Consider the following 24,739-nt stretch of genomic DNA (forward strand, 5'->3'; position numbering starts at 1 on the left):
GCTTGAGCGGTGACCCGCCTCATCCTTGCCTCCCAGTCCCCCGCCCGCACCAAGCTCCTGGCTGAGGCCGGAATCGAACACGAGGTCCTCGTGTCCGACGTCGACGAGGATGCCGTGCAGGAACGCTACGGCGTGACCGATCCGCACGACACCGCCCTGCTCCTGGCCCGCGCCAAGGCTGAGGCGGTCGCCTCGCTGCCGGAGGCCGAGGGGGCCTTGGTGCTCGGCTGCGATTCCGTCTTCGAGTTCGACGGCGAATCGCACGGCAAGCCGTATACCGTGGACGTCGCCCGGCAGCGAATGCTACGGATGAGCGGCAGCAGCGGGGTCCTGCACACCGGCCACTGGCTGGTGGACTGCCGCGACACGGACGACGACGGCGGCTCCGGCGCCACGCTGGGCAGCGTCGCCTCCGCCGAAGTGCACTTCATGGAGATGGAGCTCGCGGAGATCGACGCGTACATCGCCACCGGCGAGCCACTGCACTGCGCGGGCTCCTTCACCATCGACGGCCTGGGCGGCGCCTTCATCCGGAAAGTCGACGGCGACCCGCACGCCGTCGTCGGATTGTCGGTATCCACCCTGCGCTCCCTGCTGGCCCAGGCGAACGTGAGCATCACGGAGTTCTGGCAGGACCTGCCGGACTCGGCAATTCCCGGGGAGTTGTAGCTTCCCTACAAAGGCCGAGCCTCTTACCCGGGGATTCCGCCAGTAATATCGGCGGAATCCTCAAAATCAGGCTAGGCTCCCTGAAGGAAAGAAGGAGACGCCTTGTCAGTAAAGCCGGAGCAGTCCGCAGGTCCAGTGCAGTCAAAAATCACCAAGGTTCTGATCGCGAACCGCGGTGAAATCGCCGTCCGCGTCATCCGCGCAGCCCGGGACGAGGGCATCGCCTCCGTCGCCGTCTATGCCGATCCTGACCGGAACGCCCTCCACGTCCGGCTCGCCGACGAAGCGTACGCCCTGGGCGGGAACACTGCAGCCGAGTCCTACCTCGTGATGGACAAGCTGATCGAGGTGGCCCGCCAGTCCGGCGCCGACGCCATCCACCCCGGCTACGGCTTCCTGTCCGAGAACGCCCAGTTCGCGGCCAAGGTGATCGACGCCGGCATCACCTGGATCGGCCCCTCGCCGGAATCCATCTCCGCCCTGGGCGACAAGGTCCAGGCCCGGCACATCGCCGAGAAGGTGGGCGCCCCGCAGGTGCCCGGCACCGCCGACCCCGTCGAGTCCGCCGAGGAAATCCTGGAATTCGCGGACAAGTTCGGCCTTCCCGTGGCCATCAAGGCTGCCTTCGGCGGCGGCGGCCGCGGCATCAAGGTGGCCCGCACCCGCGAGGAAATCCCCGAGCTCTTCGACTCCGCCGTCCGCGAGGCGACCGCTGCGTTCGGCCGCGGTGAGTGCTTCATCGAGCGGTTCCTCGACGCACCGCGCCACGTTGAAACCCAGTGCCTCGCCGACGCCCACGGCAACGTGGTGGTGGTCTCCACCCGCGACTGCTCACTCCAGCGCCGAAACCAGAAGCTCGTGGAGGAAGCCCCGGCCCCGTTCCTGACGGCGGAGCAGAACAAGCGCCTCTACGAATCGTCCAAGGCCATCCTGAAGGAAGCCGGCTACCTCGGCGCGGGAACCTGCGAGTTCCTCGTCGGCCAGGACGGCACCATCTCCTTCCTCGAGGTCAACACCCGCCTGCAGGTGGAGCACTGCGTCTCCGAGGAAGTGACCGGCATCGACTTGGTCCGCGAGCAGTTCCGCCTGGCCTGCGGCGAGGAACTTGGCTACGGTGACCCCGAGGTACGCGGCCACTCCTTCGAGTTCCGCATCACCGGCGAGGATCCGGGCCGCAACTTCATGCCCGCACCGGGCACCGTGAGCACCCTGAAGAACCCCACCGGCCCCGGCATCCGCATTGACTCCGGCATCGAAGAGGGCGACGTAATCAGCGGCAACTTCGACTCCATGCTGTCCAAGCTGATCGTCACCGGAGCGAACCGCCCCCAGGCCCTGCAGCGCGCCCGCCGCGCCCTCGAGGAGATGGTGGTGGAAGGCATTCCCACCGTCATCCCCTTCGACCTGGCCGTGGTCAGCAACCCGGCGTTCGCGCCGGCCGAGGGCCCGTTCAGCGTCCACACCCGATGGATCGAAACCGAATTCGTCAATGACCTTCCCGCCTGGACGCCCAACGGCGCTGCACCAGAGGGTGAGGACGCCGAGCGCCGCACTGTGGTGGTGGAAGTGGGCGGCAAGCGCCTCGAGGTGGCCCTGCCCGCCAGCCTCGGCTTCAGCGGGGCGGCAGCCGCCGGCGCCAAGCCGGCCAAGTCAAAGAAGCGCAGCCGCGCCGGCGGCGCCACCGCAGCCGCGGGCGGCAACGCCCTGACGTCCCCCATGCAGGGAACGATCGTTAAGGTGGCCGTGGCCGACGGCGACGTCGTCGCCGAAGGTGATCTCGTCGTCGTGCTTGAGGCGATGAAAATGGAGCAGCCGCTCACCGCACACCGCGCGGGCACCATCACAGGCCTGTCCGCCGCGGCCGGCCAGACGGTGGCAGCAGGCGCCGTGATCGCGACGATCGAAGACTAAGGCGGACCGATGACTCAGCCGATCGGAAACTCAGCCGATCGAAACTGAAACAGCACATGAAAATGCCCGGTGTGATCCACACCGGGCATTTTCGTTGATGCATCCAAACCTGGGAATCAGGCCACGTTGTTCTCGTAGTCCGTGTTCTTGGTTTCGCGGGTGATCCACAGCGCGATGAACGTCAGGACGGCGGCGGCCGCCATGTAGACGCCGACGAGCCAGGTGCTGCCGCCGGTCGCCTGCCAGAGGGCAATGGCAATGAACGACGCCGGGGCGGCGCCGATGACGCTGGACAGGTTGTACGCCACGGCCGAGCCGGTGTACCGCACGTTGGACGGGAACAGCTCCGGCAGGATCGCGGCCATCGGGCCGAAGGTCAGGCCCATCAGCGTGAAACCGACGATGAGGCCGACGATTGCCGCTCCCGGGCCGGGTCCGAACATGGTGAACCAGAGCGCGCCGAACACAAAGATGCCCACGGTGACGCCCATGAGGAACTTGCGGCGGCCCCACTTCTCGGCCAGCGGGCCGGACACGAGGGTGAAGATACCGAAGAAGACGACGCCGAGGATCAGCATCCAGAGGAAGTCACCGCGGGGAACACCCAAGCCGGGAACGAAGCTGGCAATTTCGGCAGCGGACATCGGCTTGCCGGCCTTCTCCGCGGCGGCCTGGGCGGCCTCAACGGAGGCGGGCTTGGTGCCGTACGTGAGGGTGAAGGAGGTCATGATGTAGAACAGCACGTACGTGGCCAGCATGATGAAGGTTCCAGCCAGCACCGGGCGCCAGTGGTTCTTGAAGGTCGCCGCGAACGGGACCTTGGCCACCTTGTCTTCTTTCAGGACCTTCTGGAACGAGACACTTTCCACGAGCTTGAGACGCACATACAGGCCAACGATCACCAGGACGGCGCTGAGCAGGAACGGAACCCGCCAGCCCCAGGCCGCGAATTCCTCCGGGCTGAGGGCGGCGTTGAACCAGATGAAGAGCAGGTTGGCCAGGATGAAGCCAATGGGGGCACCGAGCTGCGGGAACGTGCCGTAGATGGCGCGCTTGCCTTCGGGGGCGTTCTCCGTGGCCAGCAGTGCCGCGCCGGACCACTCACCGCCGAGGGCGAGCCCCTGGGCAAAGCGCAGCAGGACCAGCATCAGCGGCGCGAGGACGGTCCAACCAGCCACGGAGGCGGTCGGCAGCAGCCCGATGAAGAACGTGGCCAGCCCCATGGTGAGGAGGGAGGCCACCAGGGTGCCCTTGCGGCCGAACTTGTCGCCAAAGTGTCCGAACAGGACCGAGCCGATGGGCCGGGCGACGAACGCGACGCCGAAAATTGCGAAAGAGCTCAGGAGGGCGTTGATCTCCGTGGCCTGGGGGAAGAACAGCTTGGGGAAGACCAGCACCGACGCGGTTGCGTAGATGTAGAAGTCATAGAACTCGATCGTCGTTCCGATGAGGCTGGCAAAGATCACTTTGCCCTTGGAGTTCACCGGTTTGGCGGTGCCATGTTCCGTTGACGTTGCAGGCGATGACATGTGGGGACGCTTTCATGAGAGCTGGATGGACCTCGCTCGGAAGCCCCTCCAAACATGGGGATAAAACAGAGTTCAATCTTAGTTCCCGCCGTCCACGCAACGGACAAGCGGTCCAGTATACGGACTTCCAGAGTTGTCTCAACATGAGGTCGTCCTGCAAGCCTAACGCCGCCCGAAGCGGGCTGATAGGCAAATGTCACAGCACGTTAACAAACGGCGACCGTCTGCGAAACGCGCCATCCCTACCTTGGAAGGACACCATTCCCCAAGGAGGTAAACCGTGACTGCTGACCGCACCGCAGACGCCGGAACCCACAATTCCCTCGGTCTTGCTGCCACCACCACCACCACCGAGGCACCCGATACTCTTGCTCTCGAAATGCGTCCCGGACGCTGGATCGCCAACTGGGACGCCGAGAACAAGCAGCAGTGGGAATCCCAAGGCCGCTCCATCGCGCGCCGCAACCTCAACTGGTCAATCTTCGCCGAGTTCCTTGGCTTCGTGGTCTGGCAGCTGTGGTCCATCGTGGTGGTCCAGCTCCCCGCCGCAGGATTCACGTTCAGCACGTCCGAAATCTTCTGGCTGATCTCCATGCCGAGCCTCGTCGGCGCCACGCTCCGGATCCCCTACACGTTCATGGTTCCGCGCTTCGGCGGCCGGAACTGGACCATCGTCTCCGCCCTGCTGCTGCTGATCCCCTCCACCGGGCTCGCACTGTGCGTCTCCAATCCGGAAACACCGTTCGGCGTCATGCTGTTCGTGGCGGCCCTTGCAGGCTTCGGCGGCGGCAACTTCGCCAGCTCGATGGCCAACATCACCTTCTTCTACCCGGCCCGCGAAAAGGGCTGGGCCCTGGGCCTGAACGCCGCCGGCGGCAACCTCGGAGCAGCTGTGGCACAGCTTGCTGTCCCGGTCGCCATCACGCTGCTGGCCGCCGGCACTGTCAACCTCCCCGTCGCGGGCCTCATGTGGGTTCCGCTGATCCTCCTGGCGGCCTTCGGCGCCTACAAGTACATGAACAACCTCACGAGCGCCAAGGGGGACGTGGCCGGATCCCTCGCAGCGATCAAGGAACCCCACCTGTGGGTCATGGCGCTGCTCTACATCGGAACGTTCGGCTCCTTCATCGGCTTCGCCGGCGTCTTCCCCAAGCTCATCAAGGACTACTTCCCGGCCTTCTCCTCCATCTCGGTCGGCGCCGTGGCCCTTTCCCTGGCCTTCCTCGGCCCGCTGGTCGGCTCGCTGGCCCGCCCCTATGGCGGCCGCATGGCTGACCGCATGGGCGGGGCCCGGATGACAGTGTCAGCGTTCGCGGCCATGGCCGTCATCACGCTGACGATGATCTGGACGCTGCCGCTGAAGAACTTCTGGCTCTTCCTGGTCCTGTTCCTGATGCTGTTCACTGCCAGTGGCTTCGGAAACGGCGCAACCTACCGCATGATCCCGGTGATCTTTGCGACCTCCAGCCGCGCGGCCCGCTCCGGAGCCAGCTCGGTGCAGACCCAGCGCCTGGCCTCCTCGGCGCTCGGCCTGATCTCCGCCATCGGCGCCTACGGCGGATTCGTCATCCCGCAGGTGCTGAACGCCTCCAACACGGCCAGCGGCTCCTACACCCCGGCCTTCTACGGCTTCGTCGGAGCGTACGTCCTGATGCTCGCCGTCTGCTGGTTCTGCTACATCCGCAACGCCAACCGAAACGCGATGGGACACGTCTAACATGACCAAAAGCGCCGACACGCACTGCCCTTACTGCGCCCTGCAGTGCGCCATGACGCTCAAGTCCCCGGCGGCTCCGGCCGCTCCGGGCCTGACCCCGGCTGTGCAGCCGGGGTCAGGCCCCGTGCCGGCTGCGCCGGCCCTTGAAGTGAGCGGCCGCGACTTCCCCACCAACCGCGGCGGCCTCTGCCGCAAGGGATGGACGTCCGCATCGCTCCTGCAGCACCCCGGACGCGTCATCGAGCCCATGTTCAAGGGGCCCGACGGCGTCTTCCGCCCCATCTCCTGGGACGAGGCCCTGCGCCGGGTCACCGCCGCCGTCAAGGACGCCCGTGCCAGGTACGGCGCGGACTCCGTCGGTGTGTTCGGCGGCGGCGGCCTCACCAACGAAAAGGCATACCAGCTGGGCAAGTTCGCCCGCCTCGCGCTGGGCACTTCGCGGATCGACTACAACGGCCGGTTCTGCATGTCGTCGGCGGCTGCCGCGGGCATGCGGGCCTTCGGGCTGGACCGCGGGCTGCCCTTCCCGCTTGAGGCCCTGGACACCGCCAGCACCATTCTGATGCTCGGCTCCAACGTCGCCGAGACCATGCCTCCGTTCGTCCAGCACCTGCAGGGCGTCCGCGACGCCGGCGGTTTCATTGTGGTGGACCCGCGGCGTTCCGCCACGGCCAAGTTCACTTCCGACGGCGGCGGCATCCACCTGCAGCCCCTGCCGGGCACCGACCTCACCCTCCTGCTGGGCATCTCCCACGTGGTGATCCACGAAGGCCTCCTCGACGCGGACTACGTCCAGGCACGCACCACCGGCTTCGACGCCGTGGTCCGATCCGTCAACGCCTACTGGCCGGAGCGGGTCCAGTCCATCACCGGCGTTCCCGCGGACCTCATCCGCGAGACGGCCCGGCGGCTTGCCGCCGGCGCCCGCGGGGGCGGCAGCTACATCCTGACCGGACGCGGCGTGGAGCAGCACGTGGACGGCACCGACACCGCCACGGCGGCCATCAACCTCAGCCTCCTGCTGGGCCTGCCCGGCAGCGCCCGCAGCGGCTACGGCACCCTCACCGGCCAGGGCAACGGCCAGGGCGGCCGCGAACACGGCCAGAAGGCCGACCAGCTGCCCGGCTACCGCAAGATCACCGACCCCGCCGCCCGGGCACACATGGCCTCGGTCTGGGGCGTGGATGAGTCCCTCATCCCCGGTCCCGGCCTGCCGGCCGTGCAGTTGCTCAAGTCACTGGGACAGCCCGAAGGCGTCCGCTGCCTTTTTGTGCACGCCTCCAACATCGCCGTCGCCTCGCCCGACGCCAATGCCGTCATCCGCGGGCTCCGCAGCCTGGATTTCCTGGTGGTCTGCGACTTCTTCATGTCCGAGACCGCTGCCGAGGCCGACCTCGTCCTGCCGGTGCTGCAGTGGGCCGAGGAGGAAGGCACCCTGACCAACCTCGAAGGCCGCGTCCTCCGCCGCCGCCAGGCGATCCAGCCGCCTGCCGGCGCCCGCAGCGAGCTGTGGATCATGGCCCGGCTGGCCGAGGCACTCGAGGCACCGTCCACGTACAGCGATCATCCGGAGACCGTCTTCGAGGAGCTGCGCCTGGCCTCCGCCGGCGGCGCGGCCGACTACTCCGGCATCGACTACGCCATGCTGGACAGCGGCGCAGCCGCGTACTGGCCCTACCCTGCCGGCAGCACCGGAACTCCGCGCCTGTTCCTGGACAGCTTTGCCCACCCGGACGGCAAGGCAGTCATGACCCCGGTGGTGCCCCGCCGCCGTCGTACTCCAACTGCGAATCCCGAGCCCGCCGCCAAGCCCATGACCCTTATCACCGGCCGGCTGCTGGAGCACTACCAGTCCGGCGCCCAGACACGGCGGGTGGCGGAGCTCCTGGCCGCCCAGCCCGAAGCCAGGATGCAGATCCATCCGGCCGCCGCGGCGGCCATGGGGATCACCGACGGCGCAGAGGTCTCGGTGGCTAACGAGCGCGGCGAGGTGGTCTGCCGGGCCGAGCTCAGCACCGCCATCCGCCCCGAAACCGTGTTCCTGCCGTTCCACTTTCCGGAACTGGAGAGCGCGAACCGGCTGACGGAAGCGGCCACGGATCCCATCTCGGGGATGCCCGAATTCAAGTTCAACAAAGTGTGGGTCCGGCTGGCAGTCGCCACCCCGGTCACCAGTCTTCTTCAGACAGCGGAGGCCTCATGAGCGAGCAGATTGTAATTGTCGGATTCGGTCCGGTGGCCGCACGGCTGGTCGACGAACTGCTGCCGGCACTGCGTGCGGGGCAGGTGGGGCTGACGGTCATCGGCCAGGAAGCCGAGGCCGCCTACAACCGCGTTCTGGTGGCCGATCTCGGGGTCGGCCGCACCACCCCCGAGGCGCTGGCCGTCGCCGACGCCGCGGCCCTCGTGGCCGACGGCGTGGACGTCCGGCTGGGCGTGACGGTTCGGCGCGTGGACCGCGCACGGCAGTCAGTCATCCTCTCCGACGGCACGTCAGCCCACTACGACCGGCTGGTCTTCGCCACCGGTTCCCGTCCCGTGATCCCGAACCTCACGGGGCTGAACCCGGACCCAGCCGCTCCCGTGCTTCCGCCGGGCGTCACCGCACTCCGCGACCTCCGCGACGCCGAGGTGCTGCGCCAGGCGGTGGCCGGCCGCAAGCGCCTGGTGGTGCTGGGCGGCGGCGTGCTGGGGCTTGAGACTGCCCTCGCTGCAGCAGAGGAAGGCGCCACGGTCACGGTGGTGCACAACGGGCCCCACCCGCTGGGCCGAAACATCGATCGCGGCGGCGGCGCGGTGCTGGCCGCGAGCCTGCGCAACTGCGGCGTCCGGATGGCCGGCAACGCCCGCTCCACGGGCATTGAGCACAACGCGCCCGACGGCGGGTTCTCCGCTCTGCTGCTCGACGACGGCTCGGCGATCGACGGCGACCTGCTGGTCCTGTCCTGCGGCGTCCGCCCGCGCATTGAGCTCGCCGAGGGCTGCGGGCTTTCCACCGGGACCGGCATCCTGGTGGACCACCGGCTGCGCCCGCACCACGAGCCGCACATCTTCGCCATCGGCGACTGCGCCGAGGTCCGCTGCCCGGATCCTGGCTGCGTCGAGTGCCGCACCGCGCGCGGACCGTCCGGCCTGGTAGGTCCCGGCTGGCGGCAGGCCGAATGGCTCGCCGAATACCTCCTGCTCCTGTCCGAGGGTGCCGCGGAGGACGCCGACTCCCTGCCCCCGCTCCCCCAGGAAAAGCCCGGTGTGATTGTGCTGAAGGCCCGCGGCATGAACATGGCTGTCGCCGGGGACAACTCGGCCGATCCCTGGGATGAGGAAGTCCTGACAGCCGGCGCCGTCACCGGCAGGCCGCGGCTGCAGATCGCCCAGTGGGCCGACCCCGAGCACGGACGCTACGTCAAGATGACCACCCGGGGCGGTGTGCTGGAGGGCCTGGTCAGCGTGGGCATGCCGCGCACCGCGGGAGAGCTGGTGCAGCTCTTCGAACGAGGCGCCGAACTGCCCGCGGACAGGTCCCTGCTCCTGCGCCTGGACGGGCCCGACCAGCTGGCCGCGGCCGGTGCCTCAAATGACCCCGAGAGCACGGTGTGCCGCTGCGCCGGCGTGAGCGGCGGCAAAATCGCCGAAGCCGTGACCGGCGGCTGCTCCACCGTGGCCGAGGTCTCCGCTTCAACCCGTGCGGGCACCGGCTGCGGCGGCTGCCACGAGGACATCAAGGGGCTCATCGAGAAGCACTTTCAGCGGGCCGCCGCCTAGAGCCGCTGCGTGACCGGACCTGGCAAGCTCTTTGAGGTGCCGCGTCACACAAATCGGACTGGCCGCGGGTGGCCGGTAGCATCGGGAGCATGAATGCCGACGAAGACGACGACATCACCGAAGAACTGCTGGCCGACTCGGAGAAGCTCACCGGGTTGAGCCTTGAGCTCCTGGGGCTGGACCCGCATCCCGACGACATGACCCCCGAGCAGCGGCTCCAGTTCGATCCCGAGGACCTGGCGGAGATGGCCTCCGCCGGCTCCGAGGACCGGGAGCAGTCCGCACGCCAGACGCGCCTGCTGGCGGGCCTGCTGTGGAATTCGTCCAGCATCCTCATCGACCAGCTGTTCCGCGACCTCGGCACGCTGCACGAGCTGGACACCCTCACGCCCGAGGCCATCGCCGGAACGTCCGTGCTGTCCTCGCTGCCCCCGCAGTTCGCTTCCAACTATGACGCGAAGTTCACGCAGCGGTTCATTGTGGTGGCAGCTGACGTTACCGCGTCCTTTGCCCGCGGATGGGCCGCCCCCGGCTGCCTCGCAGGCGAACTCGCCATCCATTGCCTGCTCGACCAGGCAAGGATTACCGAGGACATTTACGAACTGGACCTCCCCGAGGAGTGGCGGGCCATCGTTGAGGAGGTCCTGCTGGAGGACGCCGACTCACGAACCCTGTACGCGGACGACGCACTCCACGCGGACGACGCCGGCGAACAGGGTACCGGCAAGCTGGATATCCGCCACTGGTTCGAGCCCTTCGCACCCGGCGAAACCGTTCCTCCGTACGCCTGTTCCTGAGCCGCAGCCAACTACCTGCGTCCGTGCCCCGCTTCCGTAGCGGTGATGTTGAAGGAACCGTCCAGCTTCACTGTGGCCCGCGAGCCGTCAGCCTTCGTGATGTGTGCTTCGTAGACCGCGCCCTCCGCGTCCGTCTCAACCCGGTGGACCGTCGCGCCGGGGTTGGCCGCCAGCACCGCATTCTTCACCCGGGTCGCCGTGGTCCCCGTCAGCAGCTGCTCGGTGATCCCGTTGGCCTGGTGGCCACCTTTGGCGGAGTCCGTGCTGGACTGGCTTCCGGTCGACGAGGCAATGAGAGGATAGCCCATGGCGAGGTAGGCACCGCCTCCCACGAGGGCCGCGACGAGGGCGGTGTTGATTGCGGCTTTTTGAACAGTGATCATGGCATGCTCCTGGCTTCCGCGGTCCGACCGTCCGGAAGTACCTCCGCATGGCTGACCGCTCGTGATCGGTCTGTCGCAGCCCGGTGCCGCCAACCCCGGGGATCGACAGTCTGAATCTTACTCAGCTCTGCCGGTGGCGACTAGGAGCAAGCCGCCATTCACAGGTTGTGCGGCGCCGCCTAGATGTGCACGTGCAGCCGGCGTGCGGCCTCCGAGATAGAGCCGCTCAGCGACGGGTACACGGTGAACGTGCTGGCCACGTCGTCGACGTGCAGTTTCTGCTTCACCGCGATGGAGATGGCGAAGATCAGTTCGGACGCGTTAGCGCCAACCACCACGCCGCCGATGACTGTCCCGGATCCCTTGCGGGCGAAGATCTTGACGAAGCCGTCCTTGACGTTGCGCATCTTGGCGCGGGCGTTGCTCTTCAGGGACAGCTTGATGATGTCGCCCTGGTACTTGCCGGACTCGATCTCTGCCTCGGACACGCCCACAGACGCGATCTCGGGAGAGGTGAAGATGTTGGACGCCACCTGGTGCAGCTTGATAGGGGTCACCTGGTCGCCCAGGAAGTGCGCAATCGCGATCCGGCCCTGCATGGCCGCGACGGAGGCGAGGGCCAGGACACCGGTGCAGTCGCCGGCGGCGTAGATGTTCGGGGCAGTGGTGCGGGAGACGCCGTCGACCTTGATGTGGCCGCTTTCGGTCAGTGCGACGCCGGCTTCCTCCAGGCCGATGCCGGCCGTGTTGGGAATGGAACCCACGCAGACCAGGCAGTGGCTGCCCGTGACCTTGGAGCCGTCACCGAGGGTGACCACCACGCCGTCGTCGGTCCGTTCCACCGTCTCGGCCCGCGAACGGGACAGCACCTTCACGCCGCGGCGTTCGAAAACCTCCTCCAGCACCTCGGCAGCGTCCGTGTCGGAACCCGGAAGCACGCGGTCGCGGCTGGAGATCAGGGTGACCTTCGAGCCCAGGCCGTTGTAGGCGGAGGCGAATTCGGCGCCGGTCACGCCGGAACCCACGACGATCAGTTCCTCCGGCAGTTCGTCCAGGTTGTAGATCTGGGCCCAGTTCAGGATCCGTTCGCCGTCCGGCCGCGCCGTGGGCAGTTCCCGGGGGTGGGCCCCGACGGTCAGCAGGATGGCGTCCGCCTCGACGGTTTCGGTTCCGTCGACCGTCAGGACCTCGATGGTGTGGTTGTCCACCAGTTTGCCGGAGCCGTTCAGAATCCGGACGTTCTGGTGCTCCAGGCCGGTCTGGATGTCCTGGGACTGCTGGCGGGCTAGGCCGAGCAGGCGGTCGTTGATGTGCTTGAGATCGGCGCGCATGACCGGAACGAAGTCCCCGCCGTCGACGTCGAACTTGACCCCCAGCTCGCCGGCACCGCCGACGCGGGTCATCAGGTCCGCCGTCGCGATCAGCGTCTTGGACGGCACGACGTCGGTCAGCACCGCGGAACCGCCGAGGCCGGCCCGCTCGATGATGGTGACTTGGGCTCCCAGCGAGGCGGCCACCATGGCGGCTTCGTAGCCGCCCGGACCTCCGCCGAGAATTGCAATTCGGGGGGCGCTGAAATCAGGATGCATAGTCACAAGAAGTCATTCTCCTGCATCCGGCGCCGGACCACCAATCTTCCGGGGCCGGCCGGGCAGCCCGCTAGGGCGCGTTTCTGCTGCCCGCACCAGCTCCGGCACGGTAGCTTGGACCGGGTGAGCACAACAGAATTCCCGGACACGGATCCCTTCGAGGCGGCGCAGACGGCCGCGGACTACATCGCGGCGGAGACCGGCGTCGCAACGCACGACGTCGCCCTGGTCCTGGGTTCAGGCTGGGCCGAGGCTGCCGACCTCATCGGCGAGACCACTGCCACGCTGGCGGCGTCGGAGGTCCCCGGATTTTCGGCTCCCGCGGTGGAGGGACACGTGGGCACCATCCGGTCGGTGCTGACGCGTGGAGGCAAGCGGGCACTGGTCCTCGGCGCCCGCACACACTACTACGAGGGCAAAGGCGTCCGTGCCGTTGCCCACGGCGTGCGCACCGCTGCCGCCGCAGGCTGCCGGACCCTGGTGATCACCAACGGCTGCGGCGGGCTGAACGAAGACTGGGCACCCGGCACCCCTGTGCTCATCAAAGATCACATCAACCTCACCGCGGCGTCACCGCTCGAGGGCGCCACCTTCGTGGACCTGACCGATCTGTACTCCTCGCGGATCCGGGATTTGGCCCGCGAGGTGGACCCGTCGCTGGCCGAAGGTGTCTACGCCCAGTTCACCGGCCCGCACTACGAGACGCCGGCCGAGGTGCAGTACGCCAAGCGGATCGGTGCCGACCTGGTGGGCATGTCGACGGCGCTGGAGGCCATCGCTGCGCGGCACGCCGGCATGGAGGTCTTCGGCATCTCGCTGGTCACCAATCTCGCGGCCGGCATCAGCCCGACGCCGCTGAGCCATGAGGAGGTGCTCGAAGCCGGACACGCTGCGGGGCCTCGCATCTCCAAGCTCCTCGCGGAGATTATCGGCCGGCTCTGACCGCAACGCGGGGGAAGAGCCGGGCGGGGTCACTTAGCGCCCCTTGCGGGCTTCGGAAGGGGCGCTAAGTGACCCCGCGTTGTTGTTGCCGAGGAGTTGGGCGACCGAGCTGGCCCGAGCCTCGGGGAACCGCCGTTCGAGGGACTCCGCTATGCCCGCCACGGACTGCCGTGCGAGTTCGGTCCGCCAGGCCAGCTCCGCCTGGCGCATTGACTGCGAAATGATGCAGCTGCGGAAGTAGTCCTCTCCCGAATCACCGCCGGGGCAGTTCTCCAGGATGCCGTCGCAGCGGAAGGCCAGGTCCCGGCCTTCGATGGCCAGCACCACGTCCAGCACCGAGATCCGGTCAGGCCGCCGGGCCAACTGGAACCCTCCCCTCGGGCCGGACACGGACTGCAGGACGCCTGCCCGCACCAGGCACTGAAGCTGCTTGTTCAGGTACGCCGGCGGCAGCTTATACAGCTCGGCCAGACGGCCGCTGCTGATTGGTTCCCCGGCGGGCGCCCATGCCATGTTGACGCAGCAGTGGAGGGCCCACTCCACCCCCTGGTTCAACTTCACAACCAAGACAGTACGTGTCCAGAATCTCTTGTCAAGCAGGGCTCCGGCCGCCACGGACCGGCGAGTTGCAACCGGACAGCAGCCCCGTCCGGCGCCGCTCCGCCGCACTTTGACGATAGTTTGGATGCCATGACGTCTTCCGAAGCCGACCTGCAGCTGCTCAACGACGCCCGCGCCTGGGCCGCCCAGGATCCGGATCCCCGGACCGCGGCAGCGCTGACCGAACTCGTGAAGCTCACCGAGGCCGGCACGGCCGCGGCCCGGCAGGACCTTGAAGACAGCTTCCGGGGAACGTTGCAGTTCGGAACGGCCGGCCTGCGTGCCGCCCTGGGTCCGGGGCCCAACCGGATGAACCGCGTCGTGGTCCGCCGCGCGGCGGCGGGCTTCGCCAATTTCCTGGTCCGGGCGGTGGCGGAGGCCGCCCCCGGAACACGGCCACGCGCCGTCGTCGGCTATGACGCCCGCTACAACTCCGACATTTTCGCGAAGGAGACGGCGGCGGTGTTCACTGCGGCGGGCATCGAGACGTTCCTGATGCCGGCTCCCCTGCCGACGCCGCTGCTGGCGTATGCGGTCCGGGCTCTGGAGTGCGACGGGGGCGTGATGGTCACAGCCAGCCACAACCCCCCGCAGGATAACGGCTACAAGGTGTACCTCGGCCGGCATGCGGTGGAGGAAAGCGGCCGGGGCGCACAGATAGTAGCGCCGTACGACGCCCTGATCGCCACCGACATCAGCAAGGCGGGCGACCTTGCCGCGATCCCCCTGGCCCAGGACGGCTGGACGGTCCTGGACGACCGGATCGTCCAGGACTACGAGGCCGCCACGGCAGGGCTTGCCGACCGCGGGCTCTTCCCGGCCCGGGACCTGAAGATCGTCCTGACACCGTTGCACGGCGTCGGCGGAGCGACAGCAGTCTCCGTTCTGGAGGCAGCCGGATTCACCGACGTGACGCTCGTCAGCGAACAGGCGGAGCCGGACCCGGACTTCCCCACCGTCAGTTTTCCCAACCCTGAGGAAGCCGGCGCCCTGGATCTGGCCCTGGGTGAGGCGATGCAGGCGGACGCAGACATCGTTCTGGCCAACGACCCGGACGCGGACCGTGCCGCGGTGGCCGCGAAGGACCCGGACACGGGCGCGTGGCGGATGCTGCGGGGCGACGAGGTGGGCGCCCTTCTGGGAGCACACGTCGTGGCGCGCCTGGCCGCCTCCAAAACGGACGCAACCAGAGCGGACCGCACTGGAGCGGATGCTGCCGGCGGCGTGTTCGCCAATTCGATTGTTTCGTCGCGGCTGCTTTCACACATCGCCGCCGCAGCCGGGTACGCCCATGAGGAAACGCTGACAGGGTTCAAGTGGATTTCGCGGGTGCCGGGCCTCGTCTACGGCTATGAGGAGGCGCTGGGTTACTGCGTTGCTCCGGACCTGGTCCGGGACAAGGACGGGCTGTCCGCCGCGGTGCTGATTGCGGAATTGGCGGCCGCAGCCAAGGCCGAGGGCAAGACGATCTTCGACACCCTGGACGAGCTGTACCTGGTGCACGGGCTCCACGCCAGCGACCAGCTGAGCATCCGCGTGGGTGACCTCGGCCTGCTGGACGCCATGATGAACCGGTTGCGCGTGAACCCGCCCGAATCGTTCGGCGGCTCGGCCGTGGAGTCATTCGTGGATCTGGCCGAAGGCAGCGAACAGCTGCCTCCGACCGACGGGCTGCTCTATGTGACCCGCGACCTCAGCCGCGTGATCATCCGGCCGAGCGGCACGGAGCCGAAACTCAAGTGCTACCTGGAGGTTGTCCAGAGCGTCGGCTCCGCCGCTGAACTGCCCGAAGCCCGGCTGGCGGCGAGGGCCGCGCTGGACCAGGTGCTCACTGACGTGCGCGAGGCCCTGGGCCTGTAGGCGGCCCCGGCCCATTAAGGGCGGGCCGGGCGATTAGGGGCTGGCCGGCCCATTAAGGGCGGGCCGGGCGATTAGGGGCTGGCCGGCCCATTAGGGGCGGGCCGCTGGGAGCTTCAGCCTTAGAGCTCAACTTCGATGAAGCCGTCCACGATGCGCGTGCTGAACGCGGGCAGGCGCAGGTCCGCGTTGCCGAAGCATTCACCCGTCTCGAGGTCGTAAACCTCCTTGTGCAGCGGCGAGGCGATGGTGGGGCGCGTGCCCCGTGATCCGAGGATGCCGCGCGCCATCACGAAGGCGCCGGTGGCCGGGTCCTCCTGCGCGACGGCGAAGACCTCACCGGGGCCCGTGCGGAACAGGGCCACCTGCCGGCCGGCCACGAGTGCCGCTTCGCCCCAGGCCAGTTCCAGGTCCTCCACCGCGCAGACGCGGTGCCAGCCTGCCGCATATCCGGTGGCGAGATCCTCAAGTTCCAGTATTGCCGTCATGTCCGGCTCCTCTCCCTTTGCGTGCTTTCCGGCGGCGGGCCGGTCCTGCGAGGCGTGTGTTTGCGCCTGCTTCTGCCGCCGCTGCGGCCGTAGTCCAAAGCTAGGGTGACGGTGTTTCGACGGGGTGCAGTCAATGTGTCAAGAACGTAAAAGACACCTCACAGGGCCCGAAACAATCCCGTGATGCAGAAGTTAAGTTCACGAAACAATTGGGAAACTGAAGCGAAACTGCGCCTCCCTAGGCTGGACGCACAAGCTGCAGAGCACCGTCTGCGGCCCAGCGAAAGGCCCACAGTGACCGAACAGACTTCAACCTCATCGACTCCGCGCCGCATTGTGGTCGCCGGCGGCGGCCCTGCAGCCCACCGTTTTGCCGATGCCATGCATGCCCGTGGCCTCGAAGGCTGGCATGTCACTGTCCTCACTGAGGAAGCCCACCTCCCCTATGACCGGGTGGCGCTCTCCAAGGCCCTCACCGATATGGACTACGACCTCACCCTGGGTGAGGCCGCCATGTGGGACCACGCTTCGGTGGACCTGAAGACCGGCGAGCGCGTGGTCAAGATCAACGCCGAGGCCAAGACGGTGGATACCGCAGCCGGCAACACGTACGAATACGACGAACTGGTGGTCGCCACCGGGTCGAATGCCGCCCGCCTGCCGATCCCGGGCGCCGAGCTCACCCACGTGTACCGCACGCTTGAAGACGTCTGGGCCATTAACAAGGCCATCGCCGAACTGACGGAAAAACTTGGCCGCAAGGTCAACGCCGTCACCATCGGTGGCGGCCTCCTCGGCCTCGAGTCGGCTGCCGGCACGGAACAGCTGGGCGCCACGCCGATCGTCATCGACGGTTCGCAGTGGCTGATGGCCACGCAGCTCGATGAAGGAGCTGGCCAGGCAATGGGCCGCCTCATCAAGGCCAAGGGCTTCGAAGTCCACGGGGGCGTGTTCCCGTCGGAAGTGCTTTCCGACGGCGAAGGCCAGGTCACGGGTGTCCTCATGGCCGACGGCCGCACCATCGATGCCGACATGGTGATCGTCGCCATCGGCGTCCGGCCCCGCGACGAACTCTTCCGTGCGGCCGAGGGCGAGGAACAGCTCTTCAGCCTGGGCCAGCGCGGCGGTGTGGTCATCAACGACTACTGCGCCACTGAGGTACCGGGCATCTGGGCCATCGGTGAGGTCGCCAACTTCGGCGGCATGTGCCTGGGTCTCGTCGCCCCGGCCAACACCATGGCCGAGATCGTGGCGGACCGCCTGCACGGCGGGGATGCAACCTTCCCCGGCTTCGACACCGCCACCAAGCTGAAGCTGTCCGGCGTGGATGTGGCCAGCTTCGGCGACGCCTTCGCCAAGACCGAGCACGCCCTCGAGATCGTCTATGCCGACCCCGCCCGCGGCGTCTACCAGAAGATTGTCACCACTGACGACGCCAAGACCCTCCTGGGCGGCATCTTCGTGGGCGACGCGTCACCGTACATGAGCCTGCGTCCTCTCCTGGGCCGCGAACTTCCCGCCGAACCCGGAGCGTTCCTCAGCGCGGCCGGCGGCGGCGACGCCCCCGAAACCGAACTGCCGGACGACGCCACCCTGTGCTCCTGCAACAACGTGACCGCCGGAACCATCCGCGACGCCATCAACGGCTGCGGCGCCTGCGACGGCAACGCCCCCGTCCAGGAACTCGGCGAACTCAAGGGCTGCACCCGCGCCGGCACCCAGTGCGGTTCCTGCGTGCCCATGCTCAAGAAGCTGCTGGAAACCGAGCTGACCAAGTCCGGCGTCGAGGTCTCCAAGGCCCTCTGCGAGCACATCGAACTGTCCCGTCAGGAACTGTTCGACGCCATCCGCGTCCTGGAACTGACCTCCTTCGAGGAGATCATGGCCAAGTACGGCACCGGCGCCGGCTGCGACATCTGCAAGCCGACCATAGGCAACATCCTCGCCAGCCAAAACAGCGCGTACGTGCTGGACGCCGGCCGCGGCACCCTGCAGGACACCAACGACCGCGCCCTGGCCAACATGCAGAAGGACGGCACCTACTCGGTGGTCCCCCGCATCGCCGGCGGCGAGATCACCCCGAAGAAGCTCGGCGTCATTGCCGCCGTCGCCGAAAAGTACAACCTGTACACCAAGATCACCGGCGGCCAGCGCATCGACATGTTCGGCGCCCGGCTCGAGGAGCTGCCCGAAATCTGGAAGGAACTGGTGGACGCCGGCTTCGAGTCCGGACAGGCGTACGGCAAGAGCCTGCGCACGGTGAAGTCATGCGTCGGTTCCACCTGGTGCCGCTTCGGCGTCCAGGACTCGGTGGCCATGGCCATCCAGCTCGAGCTCCGCTACCGTGGCCTCCGCAGCCCGCACAAGCTGAAGATGGGCGTCTCCGGCTGCGCCCGCGAATGCGCCGAAGCCCGCGGCAAGGACGTCGGCGTGATCGCCACCGCGGACGGCTGGAACCTGTATGTCGGCGGCAACGGCGGTGCCACCCCGGCCCACGCCCAGCTCCTGGCCAAGGACCTCGATGACGAAACCCTGATCAAGTACATCGACCGCTACTTCATGTACTACATCCGCACGGCCGACCGCCTGCAGCGCACCGCACGCTGGCAGGAAGAGCTCGACGGCGGCATCAAGCACGTCGAGGACGTGGTGGTCAAGGACACCCTGGGCATCGCCGAGGACCTCGAGGCAGCCATGGCCAAGCATGTCGACACCTACATCGACGAGTGGGCCGACACGCTGAAGGACCCCGAGCGCCTCCGCCGGTTCCGCTCCTTCGTCAACGCCCCCGACCAGAAGGACGATTCCATCACCTTCGTCCCGGACGAGCGGGGCCAGATGCGCCCGGCAACGGCCGAGGAAAAAGGAAAGGTGCTGATCGGGGCCTCCATCCCCGTGCGGCCCTCCACGCCGGATCTGCTCGACAAGAACGAGGTATAGGCATGCAGCTCAGCATTGATCTCACCGGCCGCGACGTCCTGGTCACCGGCTCGGGCTTCGCTGCCCGCCAGGCCGTCCGACGCTACGAGGCAGCCGGCGCCGTCGTCTCCCGCCTCAGCACCCCGCAGGGTGCCGGGCACGACGGTCCCCTCCCCGAGCGCCCGTTCCTCGTCGCGGCCGTCGACGACGGCCAGACCGGCTGGGAGCCGCTGCTGGACCGCTGCCGCGCCGCCGGCATCCCGGTGGCGGCCGAGCCTGCCGCCGGTCGGGCCGGTCACGTCACGCTGGTTGGCGGCGGCCCGGGCACCAGCGAGCTGCTGACCGTGGCCGCCGTCAAGGCGCTGCGCGATGCCGACGTCGTGTTCTACGACCGGCTGGCCCCGTACCAGGAGCTGGCGTCCCTCACCTCCGCCGAGCTCGTCGACGTCGGAAAGCGCCCGGGACACCACAAGGTGAGCCAGGGCGACATCGAGAAGCTCATGGTCGCTTCCGCCTTGGAAGGCAACAACGTGGTGCGCCTCAAGGGCGGTGACCCGTACGTCTTCGGCCGCGGCGGCGAGGAAGTTGCCTCCTGCGTCGCCGCCGGCGTCCCCGTCCGGGTGATTTCCGGCGTCACCAGCGCCATCTCCGTGCCGGCTGCCGCCGGCATTCCCGTGACGCACCGTGAAGTCAGCCACATGTTCACGGTGGTGTCCGGCCACGCGCCGCTCACGGAGAAGGAACTGACGCACCTGGCCGGCCTGGGCGGGACCATCGTGGTGCTGATGGGCATCGGCACGCTGCATCACCTCGCCGCGGGCCTCCGCCGCGCCGGAATGCGGGCCGACATGCCCATGGCCGTGGTGGAACGCGGCTACCGGCCCGGCCAGAAGACCACCATCGCGGAACTGGGCACTATTGCAACTGCGGCCGCCGGCTGCAGCAACCCCGCCGTCCTGGTGATCGGCGAGGTGGTGCGGGTGGCTGAGGCCAACCGCGGGCATGCCGAGGCCGAGGCGGAACTCGACCGTCTGGCGGCCTCGCTGCTGGGTTCGTGATAGGCATGAACGCAATGAATGCACTAACCTCCACCGAAACATCACCCGCCGAGACAGCAGTCACCGGCGCTGCACTCACCGGAACCGCGCCCACCGAAACCGCTCCGGAGGCGGCAGCCGAGGCCCCGCTGGAGGGTTTCCGGATCGGCGTGACGTCCCATCGCCGTTCGCGGGACCTCATCGAGGCCCTGGAACGCCGCGGCGCCGAGGTCCTGCACGCCCCGGCACTGAAGATCGCCCCCGTGAACGAGGACATCAGCCTCATAGAGGACACCAAGGCGATCATCGCGGCCAAGCCCGACCTCTGCATCGCCACCACCGCCTACGGCATGCGCCGCTGGTGCGAGGCCGCGGACGCTTCGGGGATCGGTGAGGAGCTGCTGGAAACCCTGGGCTCCTGCCGGATGTTCGTCCGCGGACCCAAGGCCCGCGGCGCTGTGCGCGCGGCCGGCCTGGCCGACGTCGGAATCAGCAGCGACGAAACCACCGCGACGCTCGTGGACATGCTGCTGGCCGAGGGTGTGCGCGGCAAGACCGTGGCGGTGCAGCTGCACGGCTACACGGACGTCCGCCAGCTGGAGCGGCTGCGCATGTCCGGCGCCACGGTCCTGACCGTGACCCCGTACCGCTGGGTGAAGCCCGACGGCGCCGACCGGCTCCCCCGCCTGATCGAAGCTGCGTGCAGCGGCAACCTGGACGTCCTGACGTTCACCAGTGCCCCGGCCGTGGATGCCATGTGGAGCACGGCCCACGAGATGGGGCTGTACAAGCAGCTCGTGGAGAGCCTCAAGACCACGGTGACGACCGCCGTCGTTGGCCCCGTGACCGCGCAGCCACTGCTGTACGCGGGCATCACTCCCCTGGTGCCGGAAAGGTTCCGGATGGGCGCGCTGATCAGGCTGGTGTGCGAGCACCTCGCGCTGAACCATGTGCGGCGCCTCGACACGCGGTCCGGAAACGTGGAACTGCGTGGCCGGTCGCTGCGCATTGACGGCGAGGCGGTGGAGATCGCCCCGGCGCCGCTGCTGCTGCTCCGCGCGCTCCTGGGCGCCGGCGGCGCGGTCCTGTCGCGGGAGTCCCTCTCCGAACTGCTCGAACTGCGCGGCTCCGTGCACGCGCTGGACATGACGGTCAGCCGGCTCCGCTCTTCCCTGCCCGACGGCAAGCTCGTGGAAACGGTGGTGAAGCGCGGCTACCGCATCCGCGTCTAGCCCTTCTACCGCAACGCGGGGTCACTTAACGCCCTATAAGGCCCTCCCATTGGGCGGTAAGTGACCCCGCGTTGCCTTCTTGCCGTGCAGGCGCCGCGGTGTGACCCACCTCATTACCGGTCAGTAAATAGTGGCGAACGGGCAGGGAAAAACAGGCAACACCCGGGAAACACCCCGGAAAAATCGGACGCCTACGCTGGGGTTCATCAAGCACACCGGCCGCACGATGGCCACCAGCGAAAGGGCCTGCACATGTCCGCTCCGGCATTGTCCCCCACCTCCGGCACCTCCCTCTCGACGGCAGCCGCGTCCGCTACCGCAATCTCCGCATCGAAGATCCTCATCGCCGGGGCAGGCCCGGCTGCCCAGGCCCTCGTGGCCCAGCTGGCCGCCGCACAGTTCCCCGGAACCGTCACGGTGCTGAGCAGCCGCGACGACGCCCCCGGCGATCTGATGGAACTGGCCGCCCTGCCGTTCGTCTCCGTGCGCTTCGGCCAGCCCGCCAGCCACATCGACGCCGCCGGCAAGGTGGTCACCACCGCCGACGGCATGGAATTCGGCTACGACCAGCTGGTCATCGCCACCGGCTCGGCCCCGGTGGACGCCCCTGTCGAAGGCTCCGGCCGCTGCCTCAGCTACTCCACCATCGATGACGCCGCGAAGATCGGCCACGCCGTCAAGGAAGTCACCCGGGTCCTCGGCCGCAGGCCGCTTGGCATTCTGGTGGGCACGGGTCCCGCCGCCGGGCAGGCCGAAGCGGTGCTCCGCGCCCGCGGCGTCCGGCCGGTCCGCACCACTGCCCGGCCCGCCGCCGTCGTGCCAACGCTTGCCGGCTCGGTACTGCCGGCTGCCGGCGTCGTGTTCGAGGACGGCAGCCGCATGAGCGGCGACCTGGTGGTCCTCGCCGAGGACCGCACGCCCCGGGACGGCCTGGCCGCCGGCGCCGGCGTGATGACGGCAGCGGCCGGCGGGATCGTCGTCGGGCGTGACTTCCGCTCCTCCGTGCCGGGCATCTGGGCCGTTGGGGATGCGGCAACGTTCGACGGCGTGCGGCTGGGTCTGCTGGTGGCGTCCGGGTCCGCTGCCGGCGTCTGCGCGGCCGAGCTGATGGCGGCACTTTCCGTGGGGCAACTGGCCACCGCTGCCTAGCTTTCCTGCTGTGGCAGGATGGTTCGCAAGGGCGCCGCGACACCCGGGGCGCCTTCGGCCAAAGGCCCATGGAAAGGACCAGCATGAGCAACGAAGCCAGCCCCGGCACGGGCACCGCGACCAGCCCCGCAGGATCTCCCGCGGAGGGCAGCGGGGCGCAGGGCATCGCTTCCTTCATCGACCACACGCTGCTGAAGCCGGAGGCCAGCGAGGCGGACATCCTCAAGGTGTGTGCCGAGGCCGCCGAGTACAAGTTCAAGTCGGTGTGCATTAACCCGGTGTGGGTCAAGACGGTGAAGACGGCGCTCAAGGGCACCGGTGTGCTCACGTGTTCCGTGGTGGGATTCCCGCTGGGCGCCACGCCCGCCGACGTCAAGGCGTTCGAGGCCCGCGGGGCTGTGCTGGACGGTGCCGATGAAGTGGACATGGTCATCAACATCGCTGCGGCCAGGGCCTCGGACAAGGGCGCCCTGGTGGACGACATCAAGGCCGTCGCCGAGGCCGTCCACCAGGGCGAGGCGATCCTCAAGGTCATCATCGAGACGGCCCTGCTCAGCGATGACCAGAAAGTCCTGGCCTGCGAGGCGGCCGTTGAGGCCGGCGCCGACTTCGTCAAGACCTCGACGGGCTTCAACGGCGGCGGCGCCACGGTCGAAGATGTGGCCCTCATGCGGCGCACCGTGGGCTCAGACGTGGGCGTCAAGGCCTCCGGCGGCGTGCGTTCCCTCGAGGACGCACAGGCTATGATTGCTGCAGGTGCAACACGTATTGGCGCCAGCTCCGGTATTGCAATCGTCAAAGGCGAACAGGGTTCGTCTGCGTACTGACCGGCGGCAGCCACAGTCTGAGCCCCGCGGGGCCGAGGAGGAATGAATGTCCAGCAAGATTGACCAGCAGGTAAAGACGCCCCAGAACGAGAACACCCTCGTGGGCAGCATCGTTCTCTTTGTGGTCATCATGGCCCTCTTCCTGGGCGCCATCTACTCGCTGTCCTTCCTGTCCCTGGAGAACCCGTGGCCGATGGCCGTGTGCCTCGGCCTGTTCGCCCTCGCCTTCTGGATCCCGCAGACCATCACCGGCCGCTCGGACAGCGCCGGCGAGTACTAAACGCCCCGCAGACTTTGAAGCCGAAGCCCCGGAATGTTCCGGGGCTTCGGCTTTTAACGGGAAAGGAAGGCCATGCCGTGCGTTCTAAGGGACTGATCCTGGGGACTCAGCAATGGCTGATCTAGGCCTCCGCCGGACCACAGCAAAGCGGACATCGGCCGTCGACGCGCTACTGCTTGCCGTCGCCGTGGCCTGGGGCTCGACTTACTGGGTCGCCAAGGAATTGGTCACCAAGGACACGGTGCTGGCGGTTCTCGGTGTCCGTAGGCTGCTCACCGCCGTCGTACTTGGCCTGATTCTTGTCGTGATGCGGACACGCTTGAAGAAAACCGAGGCGGTGATCGGTGGCATTCTTGGCCTGCTGCTGTCCACCGTCTTCACTTTCGAAACCTTCGGAATCGCCGCGACCAGCGCGACCAACGCCGGCCTCATCATCAGCCTGACCATCGTGATGATGCCGGTCTTGGAAACCCTCGTCGGTAAGCGAAAGCTGAGTCGGTTGTTCTACTTGGCCGCCGTGATTGCGATCGCCGGCGTGTACTTCCTTGCCACGGGCGGTGCCGCCACATCCTTCGGATTCGGCGATCTGCTGATCCTGCTGGCCGCCATGGCTCGAGCGGTACACGTGACCGGGATGTATCGGCTCTCGGCCGGGCGCAGCATCGACTCGCTGAACCTGACCTTCGTGCAGATGGCCACCTGCGGGCTGGTGTTTCTCATCATGTCGAGTCTCTGGGGCACGCCGCTCACGACGTATGCCGGAAGCATGAAGTGGTCCTCGGTACTCCAGATGGCCTACCTCGTGACCGTATGCACGGTGTTCCCGTTCTTCATTCAGATGTGGGCCGTACGTAAGACTTTCCCCCACCAGGGTGAGCCTCCTGCTCGGAACCGAGCCGGTCTGGGCGGCGGTCATCGGCGTGACACTGGCCGGCGACGTCCTGGGCCCCACCGGCATTGGTGGTGTGGTGCTTGTGCTGGCAGGCACCATGTGGGGGCAAAGGCTGGAACTCAGAACCCCTCAGGGAGCACCCGACGCCGCCCGTGAACC

At 67.8% G+C, this 24,739-nt stretch carries 20 protein-coding genes; 15 read left to right on the forward strand and 5 right to left on the reverse strand.

From position 1 onward, the window contains the following. Window positions 1-9 precede the first annotated feature (9 nt). Together ACTHQX_RS03295 and ACTHQX_RS03300 are read left to right on the forward strand one after the other, a co-directional pair. Complete coding sequence (locus ACTHQX_RS03295) at window positions 10-669, forward strand: Maf family protein (protein WP_440155615.1); 660 nt, start codon at window positions 10-12, stop codon at window positions 667-669. Between the two features lie 102 nt (window positions 670-771). Further along, entirely contained in the window at window positions 772-2,580 is a 1,809-nt protein-coding gene (locus ACTHQX_RS03300) for an acetyl/propionyl/methylcrotonyl-CoA carboxylase subunit alpha (protein WP_440155616.1), read from the forward strand. A 116-nt stretch (window positions 2,581-2,696) separates the two neighbouring features. Here the strand turns inward: ACTHQX_RS03300 and ACTHQX_RS03305 are convergent, their stop codons facing one another. Next, window positions 2,697-4,109, reverse strand: a complete 1,413-nt coding sequence (locus ACTHQX_RS03305; protein WP_440155618.1) for an MFS transporter — start codon at window positions 4,107-4,109, stop codon at window positions 2,697-2,699. Between the two features lie 280 nt (window positions 4,110-4,389). Between ACTHQX_RS03305 and ACTHQX_RS03310 the strand changes: the two genes are divergently transcribed. The 4 genes from ACTHQX_RS03310 to ACTHQX_RS03325 all read left to right on the forward strand — a co-directional run bounded on the left by ACTHQX_RS03310 (window position 4,390) and on the right by ACTHQX_RS03325 (window position 10,385). Continuing rightward, window positions 4,390-5,826, forward strand: a complete 1,437-nt coding sequence (locus ACTHQX_RS03310) for an MFS transporter (protein WP_440155620.1) — start codon at window positions 4,390-4,392, stop codon at window positions 5,824-5,826. A 1-nt stretch (window position 5,827) separates the two neighbouring features. Then, a complete protein-coding gene (locus ACTHQX_RS03315; RefSeq protein WP_440155622.1) occupies window positions 5,828-8,029 on the forward strand; it encodes a molybdopterin oxidoreductase family protein in 2,202 nt (733 codons plus the stop codon). Beyond that, entirely contained in the window at window positions 8,026-9,588 is a 1,563-nt protein-coding gene (locus tag ACTHQX_RS03320) for an FAD-dependent oxidoreductase (protein ID WP_440155624.1), read from the forward strand. Before ACTHQX_RS03315 ends, ACTHQX_RS03320 begins: the two co-directional genes overlap by 4 nt. 89 nt (window positions 9,589-9,677) lie before the next feature. Beyond that, the gene (locus ACTHQX_RS03325; RefSeq protein ID WP_440155626.1) at window positions 9,678-10,385 is read left to right on the forward strand and encodes a hypothetical protein; all 708 of its coding nucleotides are present in this window, start codon (window positions 9,678-9,680) and stop codon (window positions 10,383-10,385) included. Window positions 10,386-10,396: 11 nt separating this feature from the next. Here the strand turns inward: ACTHQX_RS03325 and ACTHQX_RS03330 are convergent, their stop codons facing one another. After that, window positions 10,397-10,768 (reverse strand): hypothetical protein, encoded by a 372-nt coding sequence (locus ACTHQX_RS03330; RefSeq protein WP_236807742.1) that lies wholly within the window; start codon window positions 10,766-10,768, stop codon window positions 10,397-10,399. A 179-nt stretch (window positions 10,769-10,947) separates the two neighbouring features. Further along, entirely contained in the window at window positions 10,948-12,363 is a 1,416-nt protein-coding gene (locus ACTHQX_RS03335) for an NAD(P)H-quinone dehydrogenase (RefSeq protein WP_236807741.1), read from the reverse strand. A 117-nt stretch (window positions 12,364-12,480) separates the two neighbouring features. Between ACTHQX_RS03335 and ACTHQX_RS03340 the strand changes: the two genes are divergently transcribed. Then, entirely contained in the window at window positions 12,481-13,299 is an 819-nt protein-coding gene (locus tag ACTHQX_RS03340) for a purine-nucleoside phosphorylase (protein WP_440155628.1), read from the forward strand. A gap of 33 nt (window positions 13,300-13,332) precedes the next feature. On the opposite strand, the gene ACTHQX_RS03345 is transcribed toward ACTHQX_RS03340, so the two are convergent. Continuing rightward, the gene (locus tag ACTHQX_RS03345; protein ID WP_440155630.1) at window positions 13,333-13,860 is read right to left on the reverse strand and encodes an RrF2 family transcriptional regulator; all 528 of its coding nucleotides are present in this window, start codon (window positions 13,858-13,860) and stop codon (window positions 13,333-13,335) included. 129 nt (window positions 13,861-13,989) lie between these two features. Between ACTHQX_RS03345 and ACTHQX_RS03350 the strand changes: the two genes are divergently transcribed. Beyond that, the gene (locus tag ACTHQX_RS03350; RefSeq protein WP_440155632.1) at window positions 13,990-15,759 is read left to right on the forward strand and encodes a phospho-sugar mutase; all 1,770 of its coding nucleotides are present in this window, start codon (window positions 13,990-13,992) and stop codon (window positions 15,757-15,759) included. Between the two features lie 119 nt (window positions 15,760-15,878). On the opposite strand, the gene nirD is transcribed toward ACTHQX_RS03350, so the two are convergent. After that, the gene (gene nirD / locus ACTHQX_RS03355) at window positions 15,879-16,244 is read right to left on the reverse strand and encodes a nitrite reductase small subunit NirD (RefSeq protein ID WP_440155633.1); all 366 of its coding nucleotides are present in this window, start codon (window positions 16,242-16,244) and stop codon (window positions 15,879-15,881) included. Between the two features lie 294 nt (window positions 16,245-16,538). On the opposite strand from nirD, the gene nirB reads away from it, so the two are divergent. The 7 genes from nirB to ACTHQX_RS03390 all read left to right on the forward strand — a co-directional run bounded on the left by nirB (window position 16,539) and on the right by ACTHQX_RS03390 (window position 24,736). Then, window positions 16,539-19,184, forward strand: coding sequence for a nitrite reductase large subunit NirB (gene nirB / locus ACTHQX_RS03360; protein ID WP_440155635.1), 2,646 nt, complete (start codon window positions 16,539-16,541; stop codon window positions 19,182-19,184). A 2-nt stretch (window positions 19,185-19,186) separates the two neighbouring features. Then, window positions 19,187-20,221 carry a uroporphyrinogen-III C-methyltransferase gene (cobA, locus tag ACTHQX_RS03365; protein ID WP_440155637.1) on the forward strand — a complete coding sequence of 345 codons (1,035 nt, stop codon included), beginning with the start codon at window positions 19,187-19,189 and terminating at the stop codon, window positions 20,219-20,221. Between the two features lie 14 nt (window positions 20,222-20,235). Then, window positions 20,236-21,432, forward strand: a complete 1,197-nt coding sequence (locus tag ACTHQX_RS03370) for a uroporphyrinogen-III synthase (protein ID WP_440155639.1) — start codon at window positions 20,236-20,238, stop codon at window positions 21,430-21,432. 252 nt (window positions 21,433-21,684) lie between these two features. Then, a complete protein-coding gene (locus ACTHQX_RS03375; protein WP_440155640.1) occupies window positions 21,685-22,581 on the forward strand; it encodes an FAD-dependent oxidoreductase in 897 nt (298 codons plus the stop codon). Between the two features lie 83 nt (window positions 22,582-22,664). Then, window positions 22,665-23,408: a deoxyribose-phosphate aldolase gene (deoC, locus tag ACTHQX_RS03380; RefSeq protein WP_440155642.1), complete on the forward strand. Its 744-nt coding sequence runs from the start codon at window positions 22,665-22,667 to the stop codon at window positions 23,406-23,408. A gap of 46 nt (window positions 23,409-23,454) precedes the next feature. Continuing rightward, the gene (locus ACTHQX_RS03385) at window positions 23,455-23,688 is read left to right on the forward strand and encodes a hypothetical protein (protein ID WP_102970717.1); all 234 of its coding nucleotides are present in this window, start codon (window positions 23,455-23,457) and stop codon (window positions 23,686-23,688) included. A 112-nt stretch (window positions 23,689-23,800) separates the two neighbouring features. Beyond that, window positions 23,801-24,736 carry a DMT family transporter gene (locus ACTHQX_RS03390; protein WP_440155644.1) on the forward strand — a complete coding sequence of 312 codons (936 nt, stop codon included), beginning with the start codon at window positions 23,801-23,803 and terminating at the stop codon, window positions 24,734-24,736. Window positions 24,737-24,739 lie beyond the last annotated feature (3 nt).

This window comes from Arthrobacter sp. SAFR-023 (genome assembly GCF_051965295.1).
In the GTDB taxonomy this organism is placed as follows: domain Bacteria; phylum Actinomycetota; class Actinomycetes; order Actinomycetales; family Micrococcaceae; genus Arthrobacter.

Bases quoted from the DNA above. Each gene is read 5' to 3' on its own strand.
- ACTHQX_RS03305 (WP_440155618.1), bottom strand. From the start codon at position 4,109: ATGTCATCGCCTGCAACGTCAACGGAACATGGCACCGCCAAACCGGTG.
- ACTHQX_RS03315 (WP_440155622.1), top strand. From the start codon at position 5,828: ATGACCAAAAGCGCCGACACGCACTGCCCTTACTGCGCCCTGCAGTGC.
- ACTHQX_RS03320 (WP_440155624.1), top strand. From the start codon at position 8,026: ATGAGCGAGCAGATTGTAATTGTCGGATTCGGTCCGGTGGCCGCACGG.
- ACTHQX_RS03325 (WP_440155626.1), top strand. From the start codon at position 9,678: ATGAATGCCGACGAAGACGACGACATCACCGAAGAACTGCTGGCCGAC.
- ACTHQX_RS03330 (WP_236807742.1), bottom strand. From the start codon at position 10,768: ATGATCACTGTTCAAAAAGCCGCAATCAACACCGCCCTCGTCGCGGCC.
- ACTHQX_RS03350 (WP_440155632.1), top strand. From the start codon at position 13,990: ATGACGTCTTCCGAAGCCGACCTGCAGCTGCTCAACGACGCCCGCGCC.
- nirD (WP_440155633.1), bottom strand. From the start codon at position 16,244: ATGACGGCAATACTGGAACTTGAGGATCTCGCCACCGGATATGCGGCA.
- cobA (WP_440155637.1), top strand. From the start codon at position 19,187: ATGCAGCTCAGCATTGATCTCACCGGCCGCGACGTCCTGGTCACCGGC.
- ACTHQX_RS03370 (WP_440155639.1), top strand. From the start codon at position 20,236: ATGAATGCACTAACCTCCACCGAAACATCACCCGCCGAGACAGCAGTC.
- ACTHQX_RS03375 (WP_440155640.1), top strand. From the start codon at position 21,685: ATGTCCGCTCCGGCATTGTCCCCCACCTCCGGCACCTCCCTCTCGACG.
- deoC (WP_440155642.1), top strand. From the start codon at position 22,665: ATGAGCAACGAAGCCAGCCCCGGCACGGGCACCGCGACCAGCCCCGCA.
- ACTHQX_RS03385 (WP_102970717.1), top strand. From the start codon at position 23,455: ATGTCCAGCAAGATTGACCAGCAGGTAAAGACGCCCCAGAACGAGAAC.
- ACTHQX_RS03390 (WP_440155644.1), top strand. From the start codon at position 23,801: ATGGCTGATCTAGGCCTCCGCCGGACCACAGCAAAGCGGACATCGGCC.